A 19230-nucleotide genomic window follows, 5' to 3' on the forward strand; every position below is an offset into this window, starting at 1 on the left:
CCTTTCGCTGGAATGGCCGGGTTTTACGCCGCGAGATCGGCCTCGGCAACCGTGGCGGTCAGGCGCCCCTCCGCATGACCCGTGACGGTGGCGGACAGGATCCGCCCCTCGGGCTGGTCGGCGGCGAAGGCCACTTCGGTGAACTGTTCGGTGCGGCCTAGGCGCGGGCCCTCCATCAGCACCCGGTGCGTCCGGCCCCGCTCGCCCTCGAGATGGGCCAGAAGCCGCGCCTCACCCAAGGCCCGCAGCTGCGCCGCCCGCTCGCGGATTACCGGCCCCGCCAGCTGCGGCATCCGCGCGGCGGGCGTGCCCTGACGCGGCGAGAAGGGAAAGACATGCAGAAAGGTCAGCCCGCATTCCTCGACCAGCTTCAGCGAATTGGCGAAGGCCGCCTCGGTCTCGGTCGGGAAGCCCGCGATGATGTCGGCGCCGAAGACGATGTCGGGCCGCAGCCGCCGTGCCTCCTCGCAGAAGCGGATCGCATCGTCGCGCAGGTGGCGGCGCTTCATCCGCTTCAGGATCAGGTCGTCGCCGTGCTGGAGGCTGAGATGCAGATGCGGCATCAGCCGTGCCTCGGTGGCGATGGCCCCCATCAGCGCTTCGTCCGCCTCGATCGAGTCGATCGAGGAGATCCGCAGCCGCGCGAGGTCCGGCACGAGCCGCAGGATCCGCATCACCAGATCGCCGAGACGCGGGGCGGCAGGCAGATCCGCCCCCCAGGAGGTGAGGTCCACGCCTGTCAGCACCACCTCGGCAAAGCCGCGGTCCACGAGCCGCCGGATCTGCTCGACCACCACGCCCGCCGGAACCGAGCGAGAATTGCCGCGCCCGTAGGGGATGATGCAGAAGGTGCAGCGGTGGTCGCAGCCGTTCTGCACCTGCACATAGGCGCGGTGGCGGCCGAAGCCGTCGATCAGATGGCCCGCCGTCTCGCGCACGGACAAAATGTCGTCCACCTGCACACGCTCGGTCTCGCCGATCAGGTCGGGCGCCATCGCGGCCCAGGTGGCGGGCTGCATCTTCTCGGTATTGCCGATCACCCGGTCGACCTCGGGCATGGCCGAGAAGGTCGCAGGCTCGGTCTGCGCCGCGCAGCCGGTGACGATGATCGTGGCTTGCGGGTTCTCGCGGCGCAGGCGGCGGATCTCCTGCTTGGCCTTGCGCACCGCCTCGGCCGTGACAGCGCAGGTGTTGACCACCACCGCATTGTCGACACCCGCCGCGGTGGCGAGCTCCTTCATGGCCTCGGTCTCGTAGGCATTGAGCCGGCAGCCGAGGGTGGAGAAGACCGGCGCACTCATGCCAGCGCCATCATCTCGGGTGAGAGGTGCCCCTCGAACACCCGCGCGACCGGCCCCGAGAGCCAGACGCCCTCGTCGCGCCAGTCCACTTCCAGCACGCCCCCGTCCATCTCGAGCCGCACCTGCCGCCCCGTCAGGCCGCGCCGGGCCGCCGCCACCGCCGTGGCGCAGGCGCCCGAGCCGCAGGCGAGCGTGATGCCCGCCCCGCGCTCCCAGACGCGCAGCCGCAGCCGGTCCGGGCCGATCAGGCTCGCGAACTCCACATTGGTGCGCTCGGGAAACAGCGGATCGGTCTCGACCGCCGCCCCCCGCCCTGCCAGATCGACCGCCTCGGCATCCTCGACGAAGTAGATGCAATGCGGATTGCCCATGCCCACCGCCGAGGGCGTGCCCTCGAGCGGCAGGCTGTCGGTCTCCATCGCGCGGGCGAGCGGGATCTCGGACCACAGGAGCTGCGGCGCGCCCATGTTCACCGCGACGAGCCCGTCCTCGCGCCGCCGCGCGTGCAGGCGGCCGCGCGCGGTGACGAGATTCACCTCGTCCCGGCCCAGATCCCGCATCAGGTAGTCGCTGACGCAGCGCGTGGCATTGCCGCAGGTGCCCGAGCGCGAGCCGTCCGAGTTCCAGAAGTCGAGCGCGCAATCCGCCCCCTCCTGATCGCGGATCTCGGCCAGCTGGTCGAAGCCCACGCCGCGGTGTCGGTCGCCCAGCGCCCGCGCGAGGCCGGCCGTCACCAGCGCCCCGCCGCGTCCGCGCGAGTCGATCACCACGAAATCATTGCCCGCCCCATGCATCTTCATGAAGCCGAGGCCCGAGGAAGCGCCCATGTCCATCATGGCGCACCCTATACGCCCGTCAGGATCTTTTTGCCAGAGCAGGCGATCTTTCTGCACATTTGGCCCTTGACCCCCCGCAGCCGGTTGCGTAGAGAGCGGCGCAGTCGAGATCGACGGTCGCAACCGCGATTTCGACATGGTGAGGGCGGGTAGCTCAGTGGTAGAGCAGCTGACTTTTAATCAGCTGGTCGTGGGTTCGATACCCACCCCGCTCACCATTTTCCCTGACAGGCAGGACGGAGGAAACGTGGACTGCGGTCCATGGCGCCGCCTGTCGACCGGCCGACCCTGACCGTTTCCCCCAAGCTCTGCCGAGGCTTAGGAACCCCGCCTCTGCCGGGCGCGTTCCCTTGCGTGATCTAGGGAGGTGAACGATGCGGATCTGGGCAGGCTGAGGATGGATATCAGCCGCACGAGCGATGTCTGGTGGAAGAACGCCGTCTTCTATTGTCTCGATGTCGAGACCTTTCAGGACAGCAACGGCGACGGGATCGGAGATTTCGCGGGGCTGACCCGGCGGCTCGACCATCTCGACCGGCTGGGGGTGAGCTGCATCTGGCTGATGCCCTTCTATCCCAGCCCGAACCAGGACGATGGCTACGACATCACCGACTATTACTCCGTCGATCCCCGCCTCGGCACGCTGGGCGATTTCGTCGAGTTCCTGCGCGCGGCCCATGACCGCGGGATGCGGGTGATCGCGGACCTCGTGGTGAACCACACCTCGCGCGAGCATCCGTGGTTCCAAGCCTCGCGCGCCGATCCCGATTCGCCCTACCGCGACTGGTATGTCTGGCGCGATGAGAAACCCGACGAGGATGCCGCCTCGCTGGTCTTCCCCGGAGAAGAGAACAGCAGCTGGACCTGGGACGCGAAGGCGGGGAAATACTATCTCCACCGCTTCTACAGCCACCAGCCGGACCTGAATGTCGAGAACCGCGCGGTGCGCGACGAGATCCAGCGGATCGTGGGCTTCTGGCTCCAGCTCGGCCTGTCGGGCTTCCGCGTGGATGCCGTGCCCTTCCTGCTCGAGCAGATGTCGACGGTGGACACGGGCTTCGCGCCGCACCGCTGGCTGCGCGACCTGCGCGCCTTCATCAACCGCCGGTCGGGCGATGCGGTGCTTCTGGGCGAGGTGAACCTCGACTACCCGGACGTGCGCCGCTTCTTCGGCGACGAGGATGGCGACGAGCTGCACATGTGCCTCGACTTCAACCTCAATCAGGCGATGGCGCTGGCGCTGGCCCGCGAGGATGCGGGGCCCATCGTCCACGGGCTGCGCCACATGCCCGAACTCGCGCCCGACGATGGCTGGGCGCATTTCCTGCGCAATCACGACGAATGGTCGCTCGACAAGCTGACCGAGGCCGAGCGGCAGGAGGTCTTCGCCTCCTTCGGGCCCGATCCCTCGATGCAGCTCTTCGGACGCGGCCTGCGGCGGCGGATGCCCACCATGCTGAAGGGCAATCCCGACCGGCTGCGGATGGCCTATGCGCTGATGGCCTCGATGCCGGGCTCACCCGTGATCTTCTATGGCGAGGAGATCGGCATGGCGGAAAATCTCGAGATCCCCGGACGGCTCGCCGTGCGCGCGCCGATGCAGTGGGATGCCGGCCCGCATGGCGGTTTCTCGAACGCGAGCACCGAGGCCCTGCACCGGCCCATGGTCTCGGATCCGCAATGGGGACCCGGGAAGGTCAATGCCATCGACCAGCAGGACCGGCCGGACACGATGTTCCACTTCATGGAGCATCTCCTGCGGCGGCGGCGGGAGTGCCCCGAGATCGCCTTCGGCGAGCATGCCGTGCTGCCGTTTCCCGAGCCCGAGATCTTCGCCATCCGGCACGACTGGGAGGGCCGTACGCTCATCGCTCTCGCCAATCTCGGCGCAAAGCCGCAGAAGGTGACGCTCACGCTGCCGAAGGCCTCGGGGCTGGGCAGGCTGCGGCCCATCCTCGGCGAGGGGAAGGTCTCGCTGCGCAAAGACGAGCTGACGGTCGAGCTCGGGGGCTACGGGCTGCGCTGGGTGCGGTTCGAGAGCTGATCGCGCACCGCTCACGCAGGCTTGCGGGAACATCCGCCCCGAGCCTCCGGTTGGCTCCCTGACGGCGAAGCGATGCGCCGAAAGGAGGACCAGATGGCACATGCGGACAAGAAGCACTTCGGTCAGGGCGTGCAGGGCAAGGGCGATGGCACCGGCGCCATGACCGAGGCCGACACCGCCGAGATCCCGGCCAATGGCGTGCTGTCCAACCGCGACAAGCAGGGCAGCGAAAGCCGCGGCAAGGACGGAGGCTACGTCAAGACGCAGCAGTATCAGGACCATGCCGGCAACCGCAGGACCGACGACGAGGATCGCCCATGACCGCGAAGACGCCCCCCATTCCGCCCGCGAACCGCAGCGACAAGGGCCCCGGCGGCCCGGCCCACGAGGCGCCGCCGGACGGGAAATGAAAGCAGGCGCGGGCGCGGCATCCTCCGCGCCCGCGCCGCTTCGGCAGATGCCCGGTTGCACCGCCGGACAGGTCCGGCCATGCTCGGCTTTCCGCGGCAGGGAGGACGCCATGATCCGCATCGGCATCGGCGGCTGGGTCTTCGAGCCCTGGCGCGGCACCTTCTACCCCGAGGGGCTGCCGCAGAAGCGCGAGCTCGGCCACGCCGCCTCGCGCCTGACCACCCTCGAGATCAACGGCACCTACTACGGGTCGCAGAAGCCCGAGAGCTTTGCGCGATGGCATGACGAGGTGCCCGACGATTTCGTCTTCGCCCTCAAGGCGCCCCGATTCGCCACCAACCGCAGGAAGCTCGCCGAGGCCGGCGCATCGGTGGACCGCTTCCTGAACAGCGGGATCCTGCGTCTCGGCGCCAAGCTCGGGCCGATCAACTGGCAGTTCCTGCCGACGAAGGCCTTCGATCCCGAGGATTTCGCGGCCTTCCTCGCGCTCCTGCCGCCCGAGCACGAGGGCCAACGGTTGCGCCATGCTGTCGAGGTGCGCCACGAGAGCTTCCGCGATCCGGCCTTCGTCGCCCTGGCGGCCGAGCGGAACGTGGCGATCGTGGTCGAGGGCGACAGCGAGCATCCGCAGATCGCCGACCCCACCGCCGATTTCGTCTATGCCCGCATCATGGGCACCCGCGAGGGTGAAGCGGACGGCTATCCGCCGGAGGCCCTCGACCAGTGGGCCGCCCGCGCCCGCGACTGGGAGGCCGGGCGCGCGCCCGAGGGGCTCGCGCGCGTGACCGAGACGCCCGACACGCCCCGCGACGTGTTCCTCTATGTCATCTCGGGCCACAAGGTCGCGAACCCGGCCGCGGCCGAGGCGCTGCTCGCCCGTCTGCGCTGACCGGAGCGCCCGTTTCGCGGGCACGGCATCGACTTTCGAGAGATATTTGGGCACATTGGCCGCGGAGACTCCCGCCGCGCGGGCGGTCCGCTTGCACCTGCCCGCCAGCCGGTCAGCCTCGCCTGCAACGTCAGATCGGGAGAGAGCCATGTTCCGCGCCTCCGCCGCCCTCGCCGCGGCCTTCACCGTCACCGCCACATGGGCCGGGGCCGAGACCGCCATGCCCTTCGCGCTCGACTGGAAGTTCGAGGGTCCGGCCGCTCCCTATTTCGTAGCGCTCGACAAGGGCCATTTCGCGGCCGAGGACCTCAAGGTGGAGATTTCCGAGGGCGCGGGCTCGCTCGATGCGATCCCGAAGGTCGCGACCGGCGCCTTCCCGGTGGGGTTCGCCGACATCAACAGCCTGATGAAGTTCCTCGACCAGAACCCGGGCGCGCCGGTTATCGCCGCCATGATGATCTACGACAAGCCGCCCTTCGCGGTCGTCGGGCGCAGGTCGCAGGGCGTCGAGGCCCCGAAGGATCTCGAGGGCCGCAAGCTCGGCGCGCCGCCCCCCGATGGCGCCTGGGCGCAGTTCCCGATCTTCGCCGCCGAGAACGGGCTCGACATGGCCGCCATCACCGTCGAGCCGGTGGGCTTTCCCGTGCGCGAGCCGATGCTGGCCGAGGGTCGGGTCGATGCGGTGACGGGCTTCTCCTTCTCCTCGGTCCTGAACCTCGTGCGGCTGGGCGTGCCCGAGGAGGATCTCTCGACCCTGCTCATGGCCGATCACGGCGTGGCGCTCTACGGCAATGCGATCATCGTCAATACCGACTTCGGCAAGGACCACCCCGAGGCGGTGACGGGCTTCCTGCGCGCCGTGGCGAAGGGCTGGAAGGATGCGGTGGCCGAGCCCGGCGCAGCCATCGCGGCGCTGATCGAGCGCAACCCGGCCGCCGATGCCGCGCTCGAGGAGCGCCGCCTCGGCATGGCGATCCGCGACAATGTCCTGACCGACTGGGTGAAGGCCAACGGCATGGGCAATATCGACCCCGAGCGCATGGCCCGCGCCATCGAACAGACGAAATCCGTCTACGAGTTCCAGAACGAACCCGACGCCGCCCTCTACTTCGATCCGCAGTGGCTGCCCGCCGACGGCAGCCTGACCTTCGAGTGACGTCCGAGTGACCGGGGCGCGGGCCATCGGCCCCGCCCCCTCCCCGACGGGAAGACCATGCCCGACCTCATCGACATCCGCGGCGTGAGCCACGCCTACAGAACGCCCGCCGGCCCGCTGCCGGTGCTGGAGGACCTGAACATCTCGGTCCCCGAGGCCACCTTCTGCGCGGTCGTGGGCCCCTCGGGCTGCGGCAAGTCCACCCTCACCCGGCTGGTGGCCGGGCTGATGAAGCCCGACCGCGGCGAGGTCTGGCTGCATGGCGAGCGCGTGACCTCGCCGCGCCGCACGGTGGGCATGGCCTTCCAGAACCCGGTGCTGCTCGAATGGCGCACCATCCTCGAGAACGTGATCCTGCCGCTCGAGATCGTGGCGCCGCGGATGCCGCGGAAGGAGCGGGTCGAGCGGGCGATGACGCTTCTCGAGATGGTGGGGCTGAAGGGCTTCGAGGCCAAGCGGCCGAGCCAGCTCTCGGGCGGGATGCGCCAGCGCGCCTCGCTCTGCCGGGCCATCGTGCACCGGCCCGACGTGCTCATCATGGACGAGCCCTTCGGCGCGCTCGACAATTTCACCCGCGAGGATCTGTGGCAGACCATGCGCGACCTGCGTGCGGCCGAACCCTTCACCTGCGTGCTCATCACCCACGACCTGCGCGAAAGCGTCTTCCTCGGCGATCAAGTCATCGTGCTGTCGGGCCGCCCGGCCTCCACCCAGTTCATCCTGAACGTGGGCCTGCCCGCCGACCGGCGCATCGACGTGCTCTATACCCCCGAGGCCACCGACATGCTGCATCTCCTGCGCGACCAGATCCGCATCGCGCAGGGACGCGAGGAACCTGTCGCAGGGACCCGCGGAAGCCCGGTCTCCACCCCGCGCGGTGAGCAGACCGCTGTCCCGGGACGCGACGGCCCCCCGGCTGCCCCGTTGCCTCGCGACGGCGAGGCCCGCTGATGGATCTCCTGCGCAAGATCGGCGTGCCGCTCGCCGCGATCCTGATCTTCCTCGCGCTCTGGGAGGGGATCGTCTGGTGGAACGGCTGGCCCAACTACAAGATGGCCTCGCCCTCGGACCTGCCCCCCGCCTTTGCCCGCTACTGGGAGCTCTTTCTCACCATGGGCTGGCAGACGCTCTGGCGCACGGTGGCCGGTCTCGGCCTCGCCGTGATCTTCGGCACCCTCCTCGGCATGGTGATGGGCTTCTCGCGCATCGCCCGCGACGGGCTCTATCCGCTGCTCGTGGGCTTCAACGCCATCCCCAAGGCCACGCTCGTGCCGGTGCTTGCGCTGATCTTCATCGGCCAGCACGATTTCAACACCGTGCTCATGGCCTTCCTGATCTCCTTCTTCCCCATCGCCGTGTCGGTGGGCATTGGCCTCTCGACGCTCGAGCCGGAATATCGCGACATCCTCCGCTCGCTCGGGGCCTCGAAGCTCACGATCTTCTGGAAGATCGCCCTGCCCAAGACCCTGCCCGAGTTCTTCGGCGCGCTGAAGGTCTCGGTCACGCTCGCCTTCATCGGCACCAACCTGGTCGAGATCGTGAGCCCGCACGGCCGCGGCCTCGGCGCGCTCTTCAAGTCGGGCGAGACCAACGGCGACTATCCCCTGATGTTCGCCGTCCTCATCGCGCTCGCCTTCCTCGGCATCCTGCTCTACTATGCCGTGGTCGCGCTCGAGCGGATCTTCGCCGGATGGGCCGAGCGTCCGCAGCACTGAAATTTCACGAAGCGCGAATGGCGGGGCCGCCCCATACCGGCCTGTTGCCTTTTCGCCGGATCGCGTCTCAAACTCGACCGAACGGTCAGGAATCACGGCAGGGAGAAGATGATGGAAGGCTTGGCGCAGGCGAACGACCTCAGCGAGGTGATTGAGGCGGACCGCGCACATATGTGGCACCACCTGAGCCAGCACAAACAATACGAGACGGTCGATCCCCGGATCATCGTCGAGGGCAAGGGGATGCGGGTCTGGGATGCGGCCGGCAAGGAGCATCTCGACGCGGTCTCGGGCGGCGTCTGGACGGTGAACGTGGGCTACGGCCGCGAAAGCATCGCCAATGCAGTGCGCGACCAGCTCATCAAGATGAACTATTTCGCCCATTCCGCAGGCTCGATCCCGGCCTCGCGCTTCTCCAAACGCCTGATCGAGAAGATGCCGGGCCTCTCGCGCGTCTACTATTCGAACTCGGGCTCCGAGGCGAACGAGAAGGTCTTCAAGATGGTGCGCCAGATCTCGCACCGGCACCATGGCGGCAAGAAGGGCAAGATCCTCTTCCGCGAGCGCGACTATCACGGCACCACCATCACCGCACTCGCCACCTCTGGCCAGCCGCAGCGCGCCGAGCAGTACGGGCCGCTCACGCCGGGCTTCGTGATGGTCCCGCACTGCCTCGAATACCGCAAGCAGTGGGACGTCGAGAATTACGGCGAGCGCGCCGCCGACGCCATCGAGGAGGTGATCCTGCGCGAGGGCCCCGATACGATCGGCGCGCTCTGCCTCGAGCCGGTAACGGCCGGCGGCGGCGTGATCGTGCCGCCCGCGGGCTACTGGGAGCGGGTGCAGGAGATCTGCCGGAAATACGACATCCTCCTCCATATCGACGAGGTGGTCTGCGGGCTCGGCCGCACCGGCACCTGGTTCGGCTATCAGAACTTCGGCGTGAAACCCGATTTCGTCACCATGGCCAAGGGCGTGGCCTCGGGCTATGCGGCCATCTCCTGCACGGTCACGACCGAGGCCGTCTTCGACATGTTCAAGGACGATCCCTCCGATCCGATGAGCTACTTCCGCGACATCTCCACCTTCGGCGGCTGCACCGCGGGCCCGGTCGCGGCGCTCGAGAACATGCGGATCATCGAGGACGAGGGTCTGCTCGAGAACACGCTGAAGATGGGCGCGCGCGTGGTCGAGAACCTCTCCGCGCTGCAGGAGAAGCACGCCGTCATCGGCGACGTGCGCGGCAAGGGTCTGTTCTGCGGGGCCGAGCTCGTGGCCGACCGCGCCACGAAGGAGCCCATGGACGAGAAGCGCGTGGCGGCCGTGGTGGCCGACGTGATGGCGCAGGGCGTCATCATCGGCATGACGAACCGCAGCCTGCCGGGCTTCAACAACACGCTCTGCCTCTCGCCCGCGCTGATCGCCACGCCCGACGACATCGACCAGATCACGGACGCCATCGACCGCGCCCTGACCCGCGTCTTCGGCTGATCCCACCGGCGCCCGCCCCCCGGCGGGCGCCCCCCCTCCTGCGCCGGGTCCCGGTCTCCGGGGCCGCACCGGAGCGCCCGCCCGCCGTGGCTGCCTCGCCCGACGCCTCGCCCTCCGCACCCACGCCGCACCATCGAGCGGGCCCTCGGCCCTCTCGGCAGCCACCGGGCCGACAAGGGCGGGCCCGCGGGCTCTCTCCGCCCGCCCTGCGACCCGATGTCAGATTCCGCTCACCCTAGGTCGCTTTGTGATGTGCCCCGCAGGCCCCGGCGCTATAGCCCCTTCGGAAAGACCACCGCGAGGGAGCCCCATGCCGAAGTTCGTCCTCACCGTCACCTGCCCGACCCGCCGGGGCATCGTCGCCGCCATCTCGACCTTCCTCGCCGACCATGGCTGCAACATCACCGATTCGGCCCAGTTCGACGATCAGGAAACCGGGCGCTTCTTCATGCGCGTGGGCTTCCAGTCCGAGACCGGCGCCACGCTCGACGGGCTCACCGCGGATTTCGCCGCCGTGGGCGAGACGCTCGAGGCCGACTGGCAGATCTTCGACAGCGCCAGCAAGATCAAGGTCCTGCTGATGGTGTCGAACTTCGGCCACTGCCTCAACGACCTGCTCTACCGCTGGCGCATCGGCGCCCTGCCGATCGAGATCGTGGGCGTCGTCTCGAACCACCTGACCTACCAGAAGGTCGTCGTGAACCACGACATCCCCTTCCATCTCATCAAGGTCACCAAGGACAACAAGCCCGAGGCCGAGGCCCGCCTCATGGCGCTGGTCGACGAGACCGGGGCCGAGCTCGTCGTGCTCGCCCGCTACATGCAGGTCCTGTCGGATGCCTTCTGCGCCCGCATGTCGGGCCGGATCATCAACATCCACCACTCGTTCCTGCCCTCCTTCAAGGGCGCGAACCCCTACAAGCAGGCCTACCAGCGCGGCGTGAAGCTGATCGGCGCCACGGCGCATTACGTCACCGCCGATCTCGACGAGGGCCCGATCATCGAGCAGGACACGGTGCGCATCACCCACGCCCAGAGCCCGGACGATTATGTGAGCCTCGGCCGCGACGTCGAGGCCTCGGTCCTCTCCCGCGCGATCCACGCCCATATCCACCACCGGGTCTTCCTCAACGGCAACAAGACCGTGGTCTTCCCGGCGTCCCCCGGCGCCCACGCCTCCGAACGGATGGGCTGAGCCCCGCTTTCATTCTGGCCGAAATATCCCGGGGGTGCGGGGGCAGCGCCCCCGCTCCTTCCCGTGACGCTCAGGTCAGATCCTCGGGCTTCAGCGGCAGATCGTCGTGCAAGGGCACCGTCTGGCGCTCGATCATCCGGCGCACCCGCGGCTTGCCCGGCCCTGCGTGCAGCGCGAGCAGCCGGTCCGTCACCTCGGCATCCGCCTTCGTCCGCCGCTCGTGGTGGCGCAGATATTCCGCCCAGGTCGCGACATGGTAGCTTTCGGCCCAGATCCCCGGCCGCTCCAGATCGCGCAACAGCACCCACTGCCGCGCCCCGTCCCGGATCCGGATCCGGCGCCGGTCCGCCATGGCGGCGAGGAACTCGTCCACATTCTCGGGCACCACGTCATATTCGACCGTCACCATGATCGGCCCCGAGCGCATGCGCAGGTCCACCGGCAGGCTCGGCTCAACGAACCGCCCCAGCGGATCGAGATCCTGCATCCCGAAGGCCGGCAGCGGCATCCGCAGCCCCACCAGCGCCCCCAGCACGAGGACACCGGCCGCCCCGAACAGGGCCCCGTCCACGCCGCCCGCCTCGGCCGCCTGCCCCCAGAGGAAGCTGCCCGCCGCCATCCCGCCGAAAGTGGCGGTCTGATAGAGGGCCAGCGCCCGCCCCACGACCCAGCGCGGCGTGGCGAGCTGCACGCTCACATTGAACAGCGACAAGGCCAGCACCCAGGCCGCCCCCGCCGGCAGGAGCATGAGCCCCGACAGCCACAGCGCGCGCGACAGGCCGAGCCCGGTCAGCGCCAGCGCGAAGATCACGAAGCCCGCCCGCACGATGGTCTCGTTCTGGAACCGCTCGCGCAGGCGCGCGCCGGCGAAGGCGCCGCCGATGGCGCCCACCCCGAAACAGCCCAGAAGCACGCCATAGGTGAAGGCGCCCCCGCCCACGAGGTCGCGCGCGACGACAGGCAGCAGCGCAAGCAGGCTCACCGCCGCAAGGCCGAAGAGGAAGCCGCGGAAGAGCACCTTGAGCAGGATGGGCGACATCGAGACATAGCGCAGGCCCGCGGCCACGGCCGATCCCAGCGTCTCGCGCGGCAGCCGCCGCGGCGCATAGTCGGGCCGCCAGAGAAAGAGCGTGAGGACCAGCGGCAGATAGCTCGCCGCATTGATCGCGAAGGCCGCCGCCGCGCCACCCGCCGCTACGATGATCCCGCCCAGCGCGGGGCCCACGCTCCGCATCAGGTTGAAGCCCATGCTGTTCAGCGCGACCGCCGACGGCAGGTCCTTGCGGGGCACGATGTCGCCGACCGAGGCCTGCCACGAAGGGTTGTGCAGCGCCACGCCCGCGCCGATCAGGAAGGTGAAGGTCAGCAAGAGCCACGGCGTCAGCAGATCCGCGAAGGCCGCCAGCGCCAGCGCCGCCGAGGCCGTCAGCATGAAGAGCTGCGCCGTCAGCATCAGGCGCCGCCGGTTGAGGCTGTCGGCCAGCGCGCCCGAGGGCAGCGAGAAGAGCATGATCGGCAGGGTCGTCGAGGCCTGCACCAGCGCCACCATCCCGGCGGAATGGGTGAGCTCGGTCATCATCCAGCCTGCGCCCACCGCCTGCACCAGCCCGCCGAAGTTCGAGACGATGCTCGCCATCCAGAGGTTGCGGTAGGTGGGCAGGCGGAAGGGCGCGAGGGGAGAGACACGGTCGGGCAAGGGAGAACCTTCTGTCGGGCCGGCTGCCCCATGGGATAGGTCGCGCGAGGGCGGCTGACAAGGGAGGGCCCCTCCGGAGCCCCGCAGGCGCCCTCGGCGCGCCCGCGATCCAACGCCGGGAACCCTCGGCCCGTTCCGCCGGTTGAGCGCGGCGACAGGCAACCGCGGGTGCGGGGCCATGTCCGGGACGGGGCGGACGGGTCCGACCCTCCCGGCGCGGCAACGACCCGCAGACGGTCATCTTCGCCGGACGTCGGGGCGGCAGAGGCCGCAGGCCGGATCACAGGAGGGCTGCAAGGTGAAGGATGGCTGCGTTCTGGTCGAGATGTCGGACGGCAGCGAGGCCACCGTGCCGCGCGGCCTCGTCTATGTCACCGATGCCGAGCCGGGCATCACCCGGCGGCGCTGCGGGCGCGGCTTCGTCTTCCGCGGCCCCGACGGCAGGCTTCTGGACCGCGCCGAGCGCGCACGGATCCTGCGCCTCGGGGTTCCGCCCGCCTACGAGAAGGTGTGGATCTGCCCGCTCGAGAACGGCCATCTGCAGGCCACCGGGTTCGATGCGCGCGGGCGCAAGCAGTATCGCTACCACCCCGACTGGGGCAGCTGGCGGTCGCAGGCGAAATACGCCCTCCTGCCGGCCTTCGGAGAGGCGCTGCCCCGCCTGCGCCGCCGCGTGGCCCGCGACCTCAAGGCCGAGGCGGGCGAGCTCGCCTTCTCGCTCGCGGCCCTCACCATGCTGATCGACCGGACCTTCCTGCGCGTGGGCAGCTCGGCCTATGCCGAGGAGAACAAGACCTTCGGCGCCACCACGCTTCTGGCGCGCCATGTGAAGCTCAAGGACGGCGAGGTGCGGCTCGACTTCCGCGCCAAGGGCGGCAAGCGCGTGCGTCAGGTGCTGAAGGACCGCCGCCTGCACCGCATCCTGCAGGAGATCGAGGACCTGCCGGGCCGCAACCTCTTCACCTGGATCGACGAGGAGGGCCAGGTGCGGCGCGTGGCCTCGCACCATGTGAACGACTATCTGGCCGAGGCCACGGGCCTTGCCGGCGCCTCGGCCAAGACCTTCCGCACCTGGGGCGGCTCGCTCGCTGCCTTCGCCGTGGCCCGGGCGACCGAGGGCAAGCTCACCGTGAAGATGATGGCCGAAGGCGCGGCCGAGCGGCTGCACAACACGCCGACGATCAGCCGCACCTCCTACATCCATCCCCGGATCCTCGGCCTCGCGGATCTGAAGCCCGACGAGCGGCTCGCGCAGCTCGAGGCGGTCCAGCCCGCCGACCTGCCCGACCTGCGCAGCGACGAGCGCCGGATGCTCGGCTTCCTGCTGGGCTGACCCCCGGCACAGACGCCGCCGGCACCGATCAGCAAGCGCCCAGATGAGCGCTCGGGCGGACATTCATCCGATGGCGAAAAACAATTGCGCCGCGCCGGGGAGCGACGGCGCGGCGCAGGCCTCGCTCGCGCGGATCAGCCGGATTTATGCTCCGGCTTGCCCTTCCGCTCGGTCGCGGCCATTTCCTTCAATTCCTTCTCCGACATGGAGTCCTCCATGCTGCGGGAGGCTCCCTTCAGATCGCTCTTCTTCGTGTCGCCGCGCTTGGCCGACAGGGCGGCTCCGGCGGCTTTCTGCTGGGCCTTGGACGTCGCTGGCATCGCACACCTCGCAGGCTCGGATCGTCAGGCTGCCGGGCAGCCCGGCCTCATCCTCTGCGCAGAAAACCGCGCCGCGCGCGCCCGGTTCCCGCGGCGGCTCGCCTTTCGGGCGAGTTTTCCGTGACAGGCAGGTTTCCGGCCCCGCTCGGCGGGATGCCGCCGACATGAGCCCAGCCGGAACCTCCCCGAGGCCAGCGCGGTTGATCCCCTGTCCAGCGCGACGATGATGCGATCCGAAGTTCCCGGAGTCGAAAGATGAGACCTGTTCCGCTCGCCCTCGCGGCTCTGCTCCTCGCCACGCCCGTGGCCTTCTCGCAATCCGACGCGCCGCCGCCGCCGCTGGTGGTGGTCGATGACGCGCAGGTCTTTGCCGGCATGGCCGTCTCCTCGGCGCTCTTCGGCGTCGAGGCGAGCGAAACCGCCCTCTCCCGCACCCGGAACGAGACGGTGCGCGCCTTCGCCGAGAAGGTCCTGCAGGAACGGCGCGAGACGGCGGAGCGGCTGGTCAAGGCCGCCGAGGCCGATGCGCTGCCGATCACGCCGCGCATGTCGCCGCGCCACGAGGCCGAGGCGCAGTCCCTGCGCGGGGCGGATGACCAGATGTTCGACGACCTGTATCTTGCAGGCCAGCGACGCGCCATCGACGAGGAGGTCACGCTCTATCAGGGCTTCGCCACCGCAGGTCAGGAAAGCGCGCTGCGCGAGACGGCGGGCGAGCTTCTGCCGCGTATGGTGGCCGGACAGGAACAGGTCCGCGCCCTTGCCGCGCCGCGCGGCTGACCTCTCCCTCGGATGATCGCTCCGGCCGCGAGACGCAGCCGGAGCGCGCCCGTCAATCGCTCTCTCGGGTGAGGGCACCGTTGTCCTCGGGCGCCTCGTTCAGGGCGGCGAGGAACGTGCGGCACCACCAGAGCACATCGTGGGACTCGAGATGATCCATCATGCGCCGCCAGCGCGCGATCCGCTCGTCGAGCGGCATCGAGAGCGCACGGCCGATGGCCCCCGCCGTCTGCTCGGTGTCGTAGGGGTTGATGAAGATGGCCCCGTCCAGTTCGCGCGCGGCGCCCGCGAAGCGCGAGAGGATGAGGACGCCCGGATCGGCCGGATCCTGCGAGGCCACATATTCCTTGGCCACCAGGTTCATCCCGTCGCGGAGCGGCGTGACGAGCCCCACTTTCGCCAGCCGGTAGAGGCCCGCCAGCACAGGCCGGGTGAGCGACTGGTTCACATAGCGGATGGGCACCCACTCGATGGTGCCGTGCGCGCCGTTCACCCGGCCGCAATGCGACTCCACCTGCCCCTGCATCTCGAGATACTCGGGCACGTCCGAGCGCGAGTGGGGCGCCACCTGCAGCAGCGTGACCTTGCCCGCCTGATCGGGATTGCGCATCAGATACCGCTCGAACGCGTCGATCCGCGCGGCGATGCCCTTGGAATAGTCGAGCCGGTCAACCCCGATGATGAGCGAACTGCCATGCAGGCTCTGCTGCATGTCGGTGACCAGATCGAGCCCGTCCGTCTTGGCCGCGAGCCGCGCGAAATCCCCGGTCTCGATGCCGATGGGGAAGGCCGCGGCCGCCACCTCCTTGTCGAAGGCGCGGAGCCAGCCCGGCGTCGACCAGTCGCCCCAGCCCTCGCGGCGCAGACAACCCACGAAATTGTCGAGATCGTAGTCGGTCTGGAACCCCACGAGGTCGTAGGCCGCAAGGCCCCGCATGATGATCTCGTAGACCGGCAGAGCGGTCAGGATGTCGGCCGGGGGCCATGGAATGTGGAGGAAGAAGCCGATCCGGTTGCGCACGCCGCGCTTGCGCAGCTCCTGCGCCAGCGGGATCAGGTGGTAATCATGCACCCAGATCACGTCGTCGGGCTCGAGCATCGGCACCAGACGGTCGGCGAACAGGCGATTGACGCGGAAATAGCCCGCCATCTCCTGCCGCGCATATTCGGCCAGATCGAGACGGCAGTGGAAGATCGGCCAGAGCACCCGGTTGGCGAAGCCGTTGTAATATTCGTCGAGGTCCGCCTGCGAAAGGTCGGTCAGCACATAGCTGATCTTGTCCTGCTCCAGCGTGGTCAGGCCCTGCGGCTCCTCCTCGCCGGTCGAGCGGCCCGACCAGCCCATCCAGATCCCGCCGTTCTTGCGCAGCGCGGCATGGACGGCGACGGCCAGCCCGCCGGGCGGCGGGTTGCCGTTCTCGTCCGGCAGCGGCACGCGGTTCGAGACGACGACGAGACGACTCATGCGCCGAGCTCCGCCACGAGGTCGCGGAGCGCCTGCGGCGAGGCGAGCCGCGCCCGGGCCAGCGTCGGCGCCTCGGTCTCGCAGATCCGCACCGAGAGGCCGCCGCAGGCATTGACCACCCGGAACATCTCCTCGTCGGTCACGTCGTCGCCTATCGCAACGGGCCTCCGCCCGGCGAAGGGCGGCTCCGTCAGAAAGGCCTCGAGCGCCGTGCCCTTGTTGGCCGAGGCCGGCCGCAGTTCCACCACCATCTTGCCGTGCTGCAGCACCCAACCGTCTCCCATCACCTTCAAAGCCATTTCCATCATCGCCCGCACATCGGGCTCGCGTTCGGGCGCCTGCCGGTAATGCAGCGCCACCGCAGCCACCTTGTCCTCGAGGAGGACGCCGGGCATCCGCGCCGTGCGCCGACCCAGATCCTTGCGCAGCGCGTTCAGGGACGGCGCGAGGCCCGCGCGGTCGAGTTCTCCCGAGGCGCGGCGGCGCTCGACCCCGTGAAGACCCGCGGCAGGAAAGAGATGCGGCCCGAAGTGGGCGTCGATCCAGTCGACCCGCCGCCCGGTCACGAGAGCCAGAGCCCCCCCGAGCCGGTCGGCCAGTCGCGCCAGATCCTGCGGCAGACTCGCGGCCACGCGCACGTCGTGCGGCTGCTCGGCGATGTCGACCAGCGTCCCGTCGATGTCGAGAAAGAGCGCCCACTCGTCGGGCGCATCGCGCAGCGCGGATCGCAGGACCGCCGCGCCGTCATCTTGGTCGGGATGCAGGGCAGGTTGGTGCATGAAGCCTCCAGCGAAGTTGCGGACAGAAGGGAACGCTTCAGAGGCCGATCGGGTTCACGGAAAAGTGGGCGAACTCATGGAAAAGGCGCTCCGCGAGGGCGGAGGAGCCTTGTTCCGCGGGGATCTCGCGCCGCCGGCGCGACCGGAGGCCGCAGGGCCGGCCGCCTCAGCGTCCGCCCGTCGCCAGAACCTCCCGCGCGATCCGCAGCAGGAAGTCCGGCAGCACGTCGAAGGCATAAGGCGCATGCAGGCGCTCGAGCGGCGTGTGATAGGACCGCCCCCACGGCCCCACATTCACCGCAGGCAGGTTGGCGATCCGCCCGCTCCAGCCTGTGGCGCCCCAGGCCAGCGTGTTCGCCGCCATGAAGGGCACCTCCGACGCATCCCCCTCGCCGAAGAAGGAGAGGTCCGAGATGCCGGGGAAGAACTCCATGGTCCCGATCCGGCAGCCATGCGCGGCCTCGACCGCGGCGCGGGCCCGGTCGAGCGCGGCCCGCAGGCCCTGCGCCTCGGGCCCGTGACCCAGATGCACCGGCAGGTAGGGGAGCGCGCCGAAGCCCAAAAGGATGGCCGGCCCCGAGCGGCCCGAAAGCCGCCAGGCCTCCTCGGCGAGCAGCCGGTTCTGGTCGGGCAGCGACAGCCCCTCGCTGCCCAGAGCCGTCGCGCGGGCGGCGAGCCGCTCCGCCGCCGCCTCGGGAAGGCTCGCCGCCAGCTCCGCAAGGGTCGAGACCGGGATGCCTGGCACCTCGGCCGGTCGGCCCGTCACCGCCTCCTGCCGGGCCGCGAGGGCCGCGGCCAGACCCGCCGCCGCCTCGAGCGCGATGGCCCGGAAGGCGCCGAGCGTGGCCATCGCGCCCCGCCCCTGCGAGAGCACGTTCCAGGTCGCGAAGACCGTGGCGGGCGTGGTCACGTCGTAGCCCTCGCGCCCGTCGCGCAGGCTGAGAAGGACGGGCGGGATCCCGGCCGCACCCTCCTGCCCGTCCGCAAGCTCGGGCGCCCATTCCGCCCGCGCCACCAGCGCCGCGGCGATGGCGCCTGCATTCAGCCCCTCATAGGGCTGGCTCGCATGGGCGGGCACGCCCGCGACGAGCGCGGTCACCAGAAGCTTGCCCACGCTGCCCAAGGCCACCACCTGCCCGAGGCTGCCGTCGCCCTCGTCGGTCACGCAGTCGCAGTTGATCGCGGCCCGGACCGCAAGGCCCCTCTCGGCCGCGATCTGCGGCAGCGCCTCGGCCAAGGCCCGCGCGCCGACCGAAGTCACCTCCTCGTCCGGCACCGCGACAAAAAGGAGGTTGCCCGCGCGCTCGGGTCCGGCGGCCCAGAGTTCCAGCGCCGCCAGCGCCGCGCCGAGACCCGCCTTCATGTCGAGAAGCCCCCGCCCCGGCAGGAAGTCCCCCGACTCGAGATCGGCCTTCGCCAGCCGCTCGGCGCTGGTGCCGGGGCTCGCCAGACGGCGCAGGAGCGCCCCCGCGAGCGCCTCGGGCTCGCAGGCCACCGGCTGGAGATCGCCGTAGTCCGCATCCGTCACCGTGTCGAAATGGCCCGTCAGCAGGACAGTATCGGGCCCCTGCCCGCGCACGAGCACGGCGCAGCATTCCCGCCCCAGCGCATCGCCGCAGCCGATGGTCCAGACCTCGGCCCCGGCGAGGGCGGGCGTGGCCCGGATCCGCTCGGCGAGCCTCTGCGCCAGCGCCGCCTCGCCGGGCGTGCCCGTGACCGACCGTTGCCGCGTCAGCCACAGCGCCCAGTCCCGGGCGCGGTCACGATAATGGGCCATGTCTCTCTCCTGCTCGTCCGCCGGATCGCCTGCCCGGCTGTG

Annotated in this window: 17 protein-coding genes and 1 tRNA gene; 11 read left to right on the top strand and 7 right to left on the bottom strand. The window is 69.7% G+C overall.

The genetic code is table 11. The features are described 5' to 3' along the window. Nucleotides 1-23: 23 nt before the first annotated feature. Entirely contained in the window at nt 24-1301 is a 1278-nt protein-coding gene (gene mtaB, locus RSP_RS13040; protein WP_011338605.1) for a tRNA (N(6)-L-threonylcarbamoyladenosine(37)-C(2))-methylthiotransferase MtaB, read from the bottom strand. Further along, entirely contained in the window at nt 1298-2137 is an 840-nt protein-coding gene (gene dapF, locus RSP_RS13045; RefSeq protein WP_017139968.1) for a diaminopimelate epimerase, read from the bottom strand. Before dapF ends, mtaB begins: the two co-directional genes overlap by 4 nt. Nucleotides 2138-2280: 143 nt before the next feature. On the opposite strand from dapF, the gene RSP_RS13050 reads away from it, so the two are divergent. The 9 genes from RSP_RS13050 to purU all read left to right on the top strand — a co-directional run bounded on the left by RSP_RS13050 (nt 2281) and on the right by purU (nt 11038). After that, nucleotides 2281-2355, top strand: a tRNA-Lys gene (locus RSP_RS13050). Between the two features lie 179 nt (nt 2356-2534). After that, complete coding sequence (locus RSP_RS13055; protein WP_011338607.1) at nt 2535-4181, top strand: alpha-amylase family protein; 1647 nt, start codon at nt 2535-2537, stop codon at nt 4179-4181. A 93-nt stretch (nt 4182-4274) separates the two neighbouring features. Beyond that, complete coding sequence (locus tag RSP_RS13060; protein WP_011338608.1) at nt 4275-4502, top strand: hypothetical protein; 228 nt, start codon at nt 4275-4277, stop codon at nt 4500-4502. Nucleotides 4503-4701: 199 nt separating this feature from the next. Then, nucleotides 4702-5481, top strand: coding sequence for a DUF72 domain-containing protein (locus RSP_RS13065; RefSeq protein ID WP_011338609.1), 780 nt, complete (start codon nt 4702-4704; stop codon nt 5479-5481). A gap of 148 nt (nt 5482-5629) precedes the next feature. Continuing rightward, nucleotides 5630-6637 carry an ABC transporter substrate-binding protein gene (locus tag RSP_RS13070; RefSeq protein WP_011338610.1) on the top strand — a complete coding sequence of 336 codons (1008 nt, stop codon included), beginning with the start codon at nt 5630-5632 and terminating at the stop codon, nt 6635-6637. A 57-nt stretch (nt 6638-6694) separates the two neighbouring features. Beyond that, a complete protein-coding gene (locus RSP_RS13075) occupies nt 6695-7588 on the top strand; it encodes an ABC transporter ATP-binding protein (RefSeq protein ID WP_011338611.1) in 894 nt (297 codons plus the stop codon). Next, nucleotides 7588-8352 (top strand): ABC transporter permease, encoded by a 765-nt coding sequence (locus RSP_RS13080; protein WP_011338612.1) that lies wholly within the window; start codon nt 7588-7590, stop codon nt 8350-8352. The genes RSP_RS13075 and RSP_RS13080 overlap by 1 nt, the downstream gene beginning before the upstream one ends. Before the next feature lie 108 nt (nt 8353-8460). After that, complete coding sequence (gene tpa / locus RSP_RS13085; RefSeq protein ID WP_011338613.1) at nt 8461-9843, top strand: hypotaurine--pyruvate aminotransferase Tpa; 1383 nt, start codon at nt 8461-8463, stop codon at nt 9841-9843. 310 nt (nt 9844-10153) lie between these two features. Beyond that, complete coding sequence (gene purU / locus RSP_RS13090; RefSeq protein ID WP_002721207.1) at nt 10154-11038, top strand: formyltetrahydrofolate deformylase; 885 nt, start codon at nt 10154-10156, stop codon at nt 11036-11038. A gap of 70 nt (nt 11039-11108) precedes the next feature. Here the strand turns inward: purU and RSP_RS13095 are convergent, their stop codons facing one another. Then, nucleotides 11109-12734 (bottom strand): MFS transporter, encoded by a 1626-nt coding sequence (locus RSP_RS13095; RefSeq protein ID WP_011338614.1) that lies wholly within the window; start codon nt 12732-12734, stop codon nt 11109-11111. Between the two features lie 298 nt (nt 12735-13032). Here RSP_RS13095 and RSP_RS13100 point away from each other — a divergent pair, with 298 nt between their 5' ends. After that, nucleotides 13033-14067, top strand: a complete 1035-nt coding sequence (locus RSP_RS13100; protein ID WP_011338615.1) for a DNA topoisomerase IB — start codon at nt 13033-13035, stop codon at nt 14065-14067. Between the two features lie 134 nt (nt 14068-14201). Here RSP_RS13100 and RSP_RS13105 read toward each other — a convergent pair whose 3' ends face one another. Continuing rightward, nucleotides 14202-14387 (bottom strand): DUF3008 family protein, encoded by a 186-nt coding sequence (locus tag RSP_RS13105; protein ID WP_011338616.1) that lies wholly within the window; start codon nt 14385-14387, stop codon nt 14202-14204. A gap of 255 nt (nt 14388-14642) precedes the next feature. Here RSP_RS13105 and RSP_RS13110 point away from each other — a divergent pair, with 255 nt between their 5' ends. Further along, on the top strand, nt 14643-15167 hold the full coding sequence (locus tag RSP_RS13110; protein WP_009565275.1) for a DUF4142 domain-containing protein: 525 nt from the start codon (nt 14643-14645) through the stop codon (nt 15165-15167). A 52-nt stretch (nt 15168-15219) separates the two neighbouring features. Here the strand turns inward: RSP_RS13110 and otsA are convergent, their stop codons facing one another. From otsA to RSP_RS13125, 3 genes are all read right to left on the bottom strand, one after another. Continuing rightward, entirely contained in the window at nt 15220-16632 is a 1413-nt protein-coding gene (gene otsA, locus RSP_RS13115; protein ID WP_011338617.1) for an alpha,alpha-trehalose-phosphate synthase (UDP-forming), read from the bottom strand. Next, nucleotides 16629-17411 carry a trehalose-phosphatase gene (otsB, locus tag RSP_RS13120; RefSeq protein WP_011338618.1) on the bottom strand — a complete coding sequence of 261 codons (783 nt, stop codon included), beginning with the start codon at nt 17409-17411 and terminating at the stop codon, nt 16629-16631. The genes otsA and otsB overlap by 4 nt, the downstream gene beginning before the upstream one ends. A 166-nt stretch (nt 17412-17577) precedes the next feature. Continuing rightward, nucleotides 17578-19188, bottom strand: a complete 1611-nt coding sequence (locus tag RSP_RS13125; protein ID WP_011338619.1) for a M20/M25/M40 family metallo-hydrolase — start codon at nt 19186-19188, stop codon at nt 17578-17580. Nucleotides 19189-19230 lie beyond the last annotated feature (42 nt).

The organism is Cereibacter sphaeroides 2.4.1 (assembly GCF_000012905.2).
GTDB classification, from domain to species: domain Bacteria; phylum Pseudomonadota; class Alphaproteobacteria; order Rhodobacterales; family Rhodobacteraceae; genus Cereibacter_A; species Cereibacter_A sphaeroides.

Bases quoted from the DNA above. Each gene is read 5' to 3' on its own strand.
- mtaB (WP_011338605.1), bottom strand. From the start codon at position 1,301: ATGAGTGCGCCGGTCTTCTCCACCCTCGGCTGCCGGCTCAATGCCTAC.
- dapF (WP_017139968.1), bottom strand. From the start codon at position 2,137: ATGATGGACATGGGCGCTTCCTCGGGCCTCGGCTTCATGAAGATGCAT.
- RSP_RS13055 (WP_011338607.1), top strand. From the start codon at position 2,535: ATGGATATCAGCCGCACGAGCGATGTCTGGTGGAAGAACGCCGTCTTC.
- RSP_RS13060 (WP_011338608.1), top strand. From the start codon at position 4,275: ATGGCACATGCGGACAAGAAGCACTTCGGTCAGGGCGTGCAGGGCAAG.
- RSP_RS13065 (WP_011338609.1), top strand. From the start codon at position 4,702: ATGATCCGCATCGGCATCGGCGGCTGGGTCTTCGAGCCCTGGCGCGGC.
- RSP_RS13070 (WP_011338610.1), top strand. From the start codon at position 5,630: ATGTTCCGCGCCTCCGCCGCCCTCGCCGCGGCCTTCACCGTCACCGCC.
- RSP_RS13075 (WP_011338611.1), top strand. From the start codon at position 6,695: ATGCCCGACCTCATCGACATCCGCGGCGTGAGCCACGCCTACAGAACG.
- RSP_RS13080 (WP_011338612.1), top strand. From the start codon at position 7,588: ATGGATCTCCTGCGCAAGATCGGCGTGCCGCTCGCCGCGATCCTGATC.
- tpa (WP_011338613.1), top strand. From the start codon at position 8,461: ATGATGGAAGGCTTGGCGCAGGCGAACGACCTCAGCGAGGTGATTGAG.
- purU (WP_002721207.1), top strand. From the start codon at position 10,154: ATGCCGAAGTTCGTCCTCACCGTCACCTGCCCGACCCGCCGGGGCATC.
- RSP_RS13105 (WP_011338616.1), bottom strand. From the start codon at position 14,387: ATGCCAGCGACGTCCAAGGCCCAGCAGAAAGCCGCCGGAGCCGCCCTG.
- RSP_RS13110 (WP_009565275.1), top strand. From the start codon at position 14,643: ATGAGACCTGTTCCGCTCGCCCTCGCGGCTCTGCTCCTCGCCACGCCC.
- otsA (WP_011338617.1), bottom strand. From the start codon at position 16,632: ATGAGTCGTCTCGTCGTCGTCTCGAACCGCGTGCCGCTGCCGGACGAG.
- otsB (WP_011338618.1), bottom strand. From the start codon at position 17,411: ATGCACCAACCTGCCCTGCATCCCGACCAAGATGACGGCGCGGCGGTC.
- RSP_RS13125 (WP_011338619.1), bottom strand. From the start codon at position 19,188: ATGGCCCATTATCGTGACCGCGCCCGGGACTGGGCGCTGTGGCTGACG.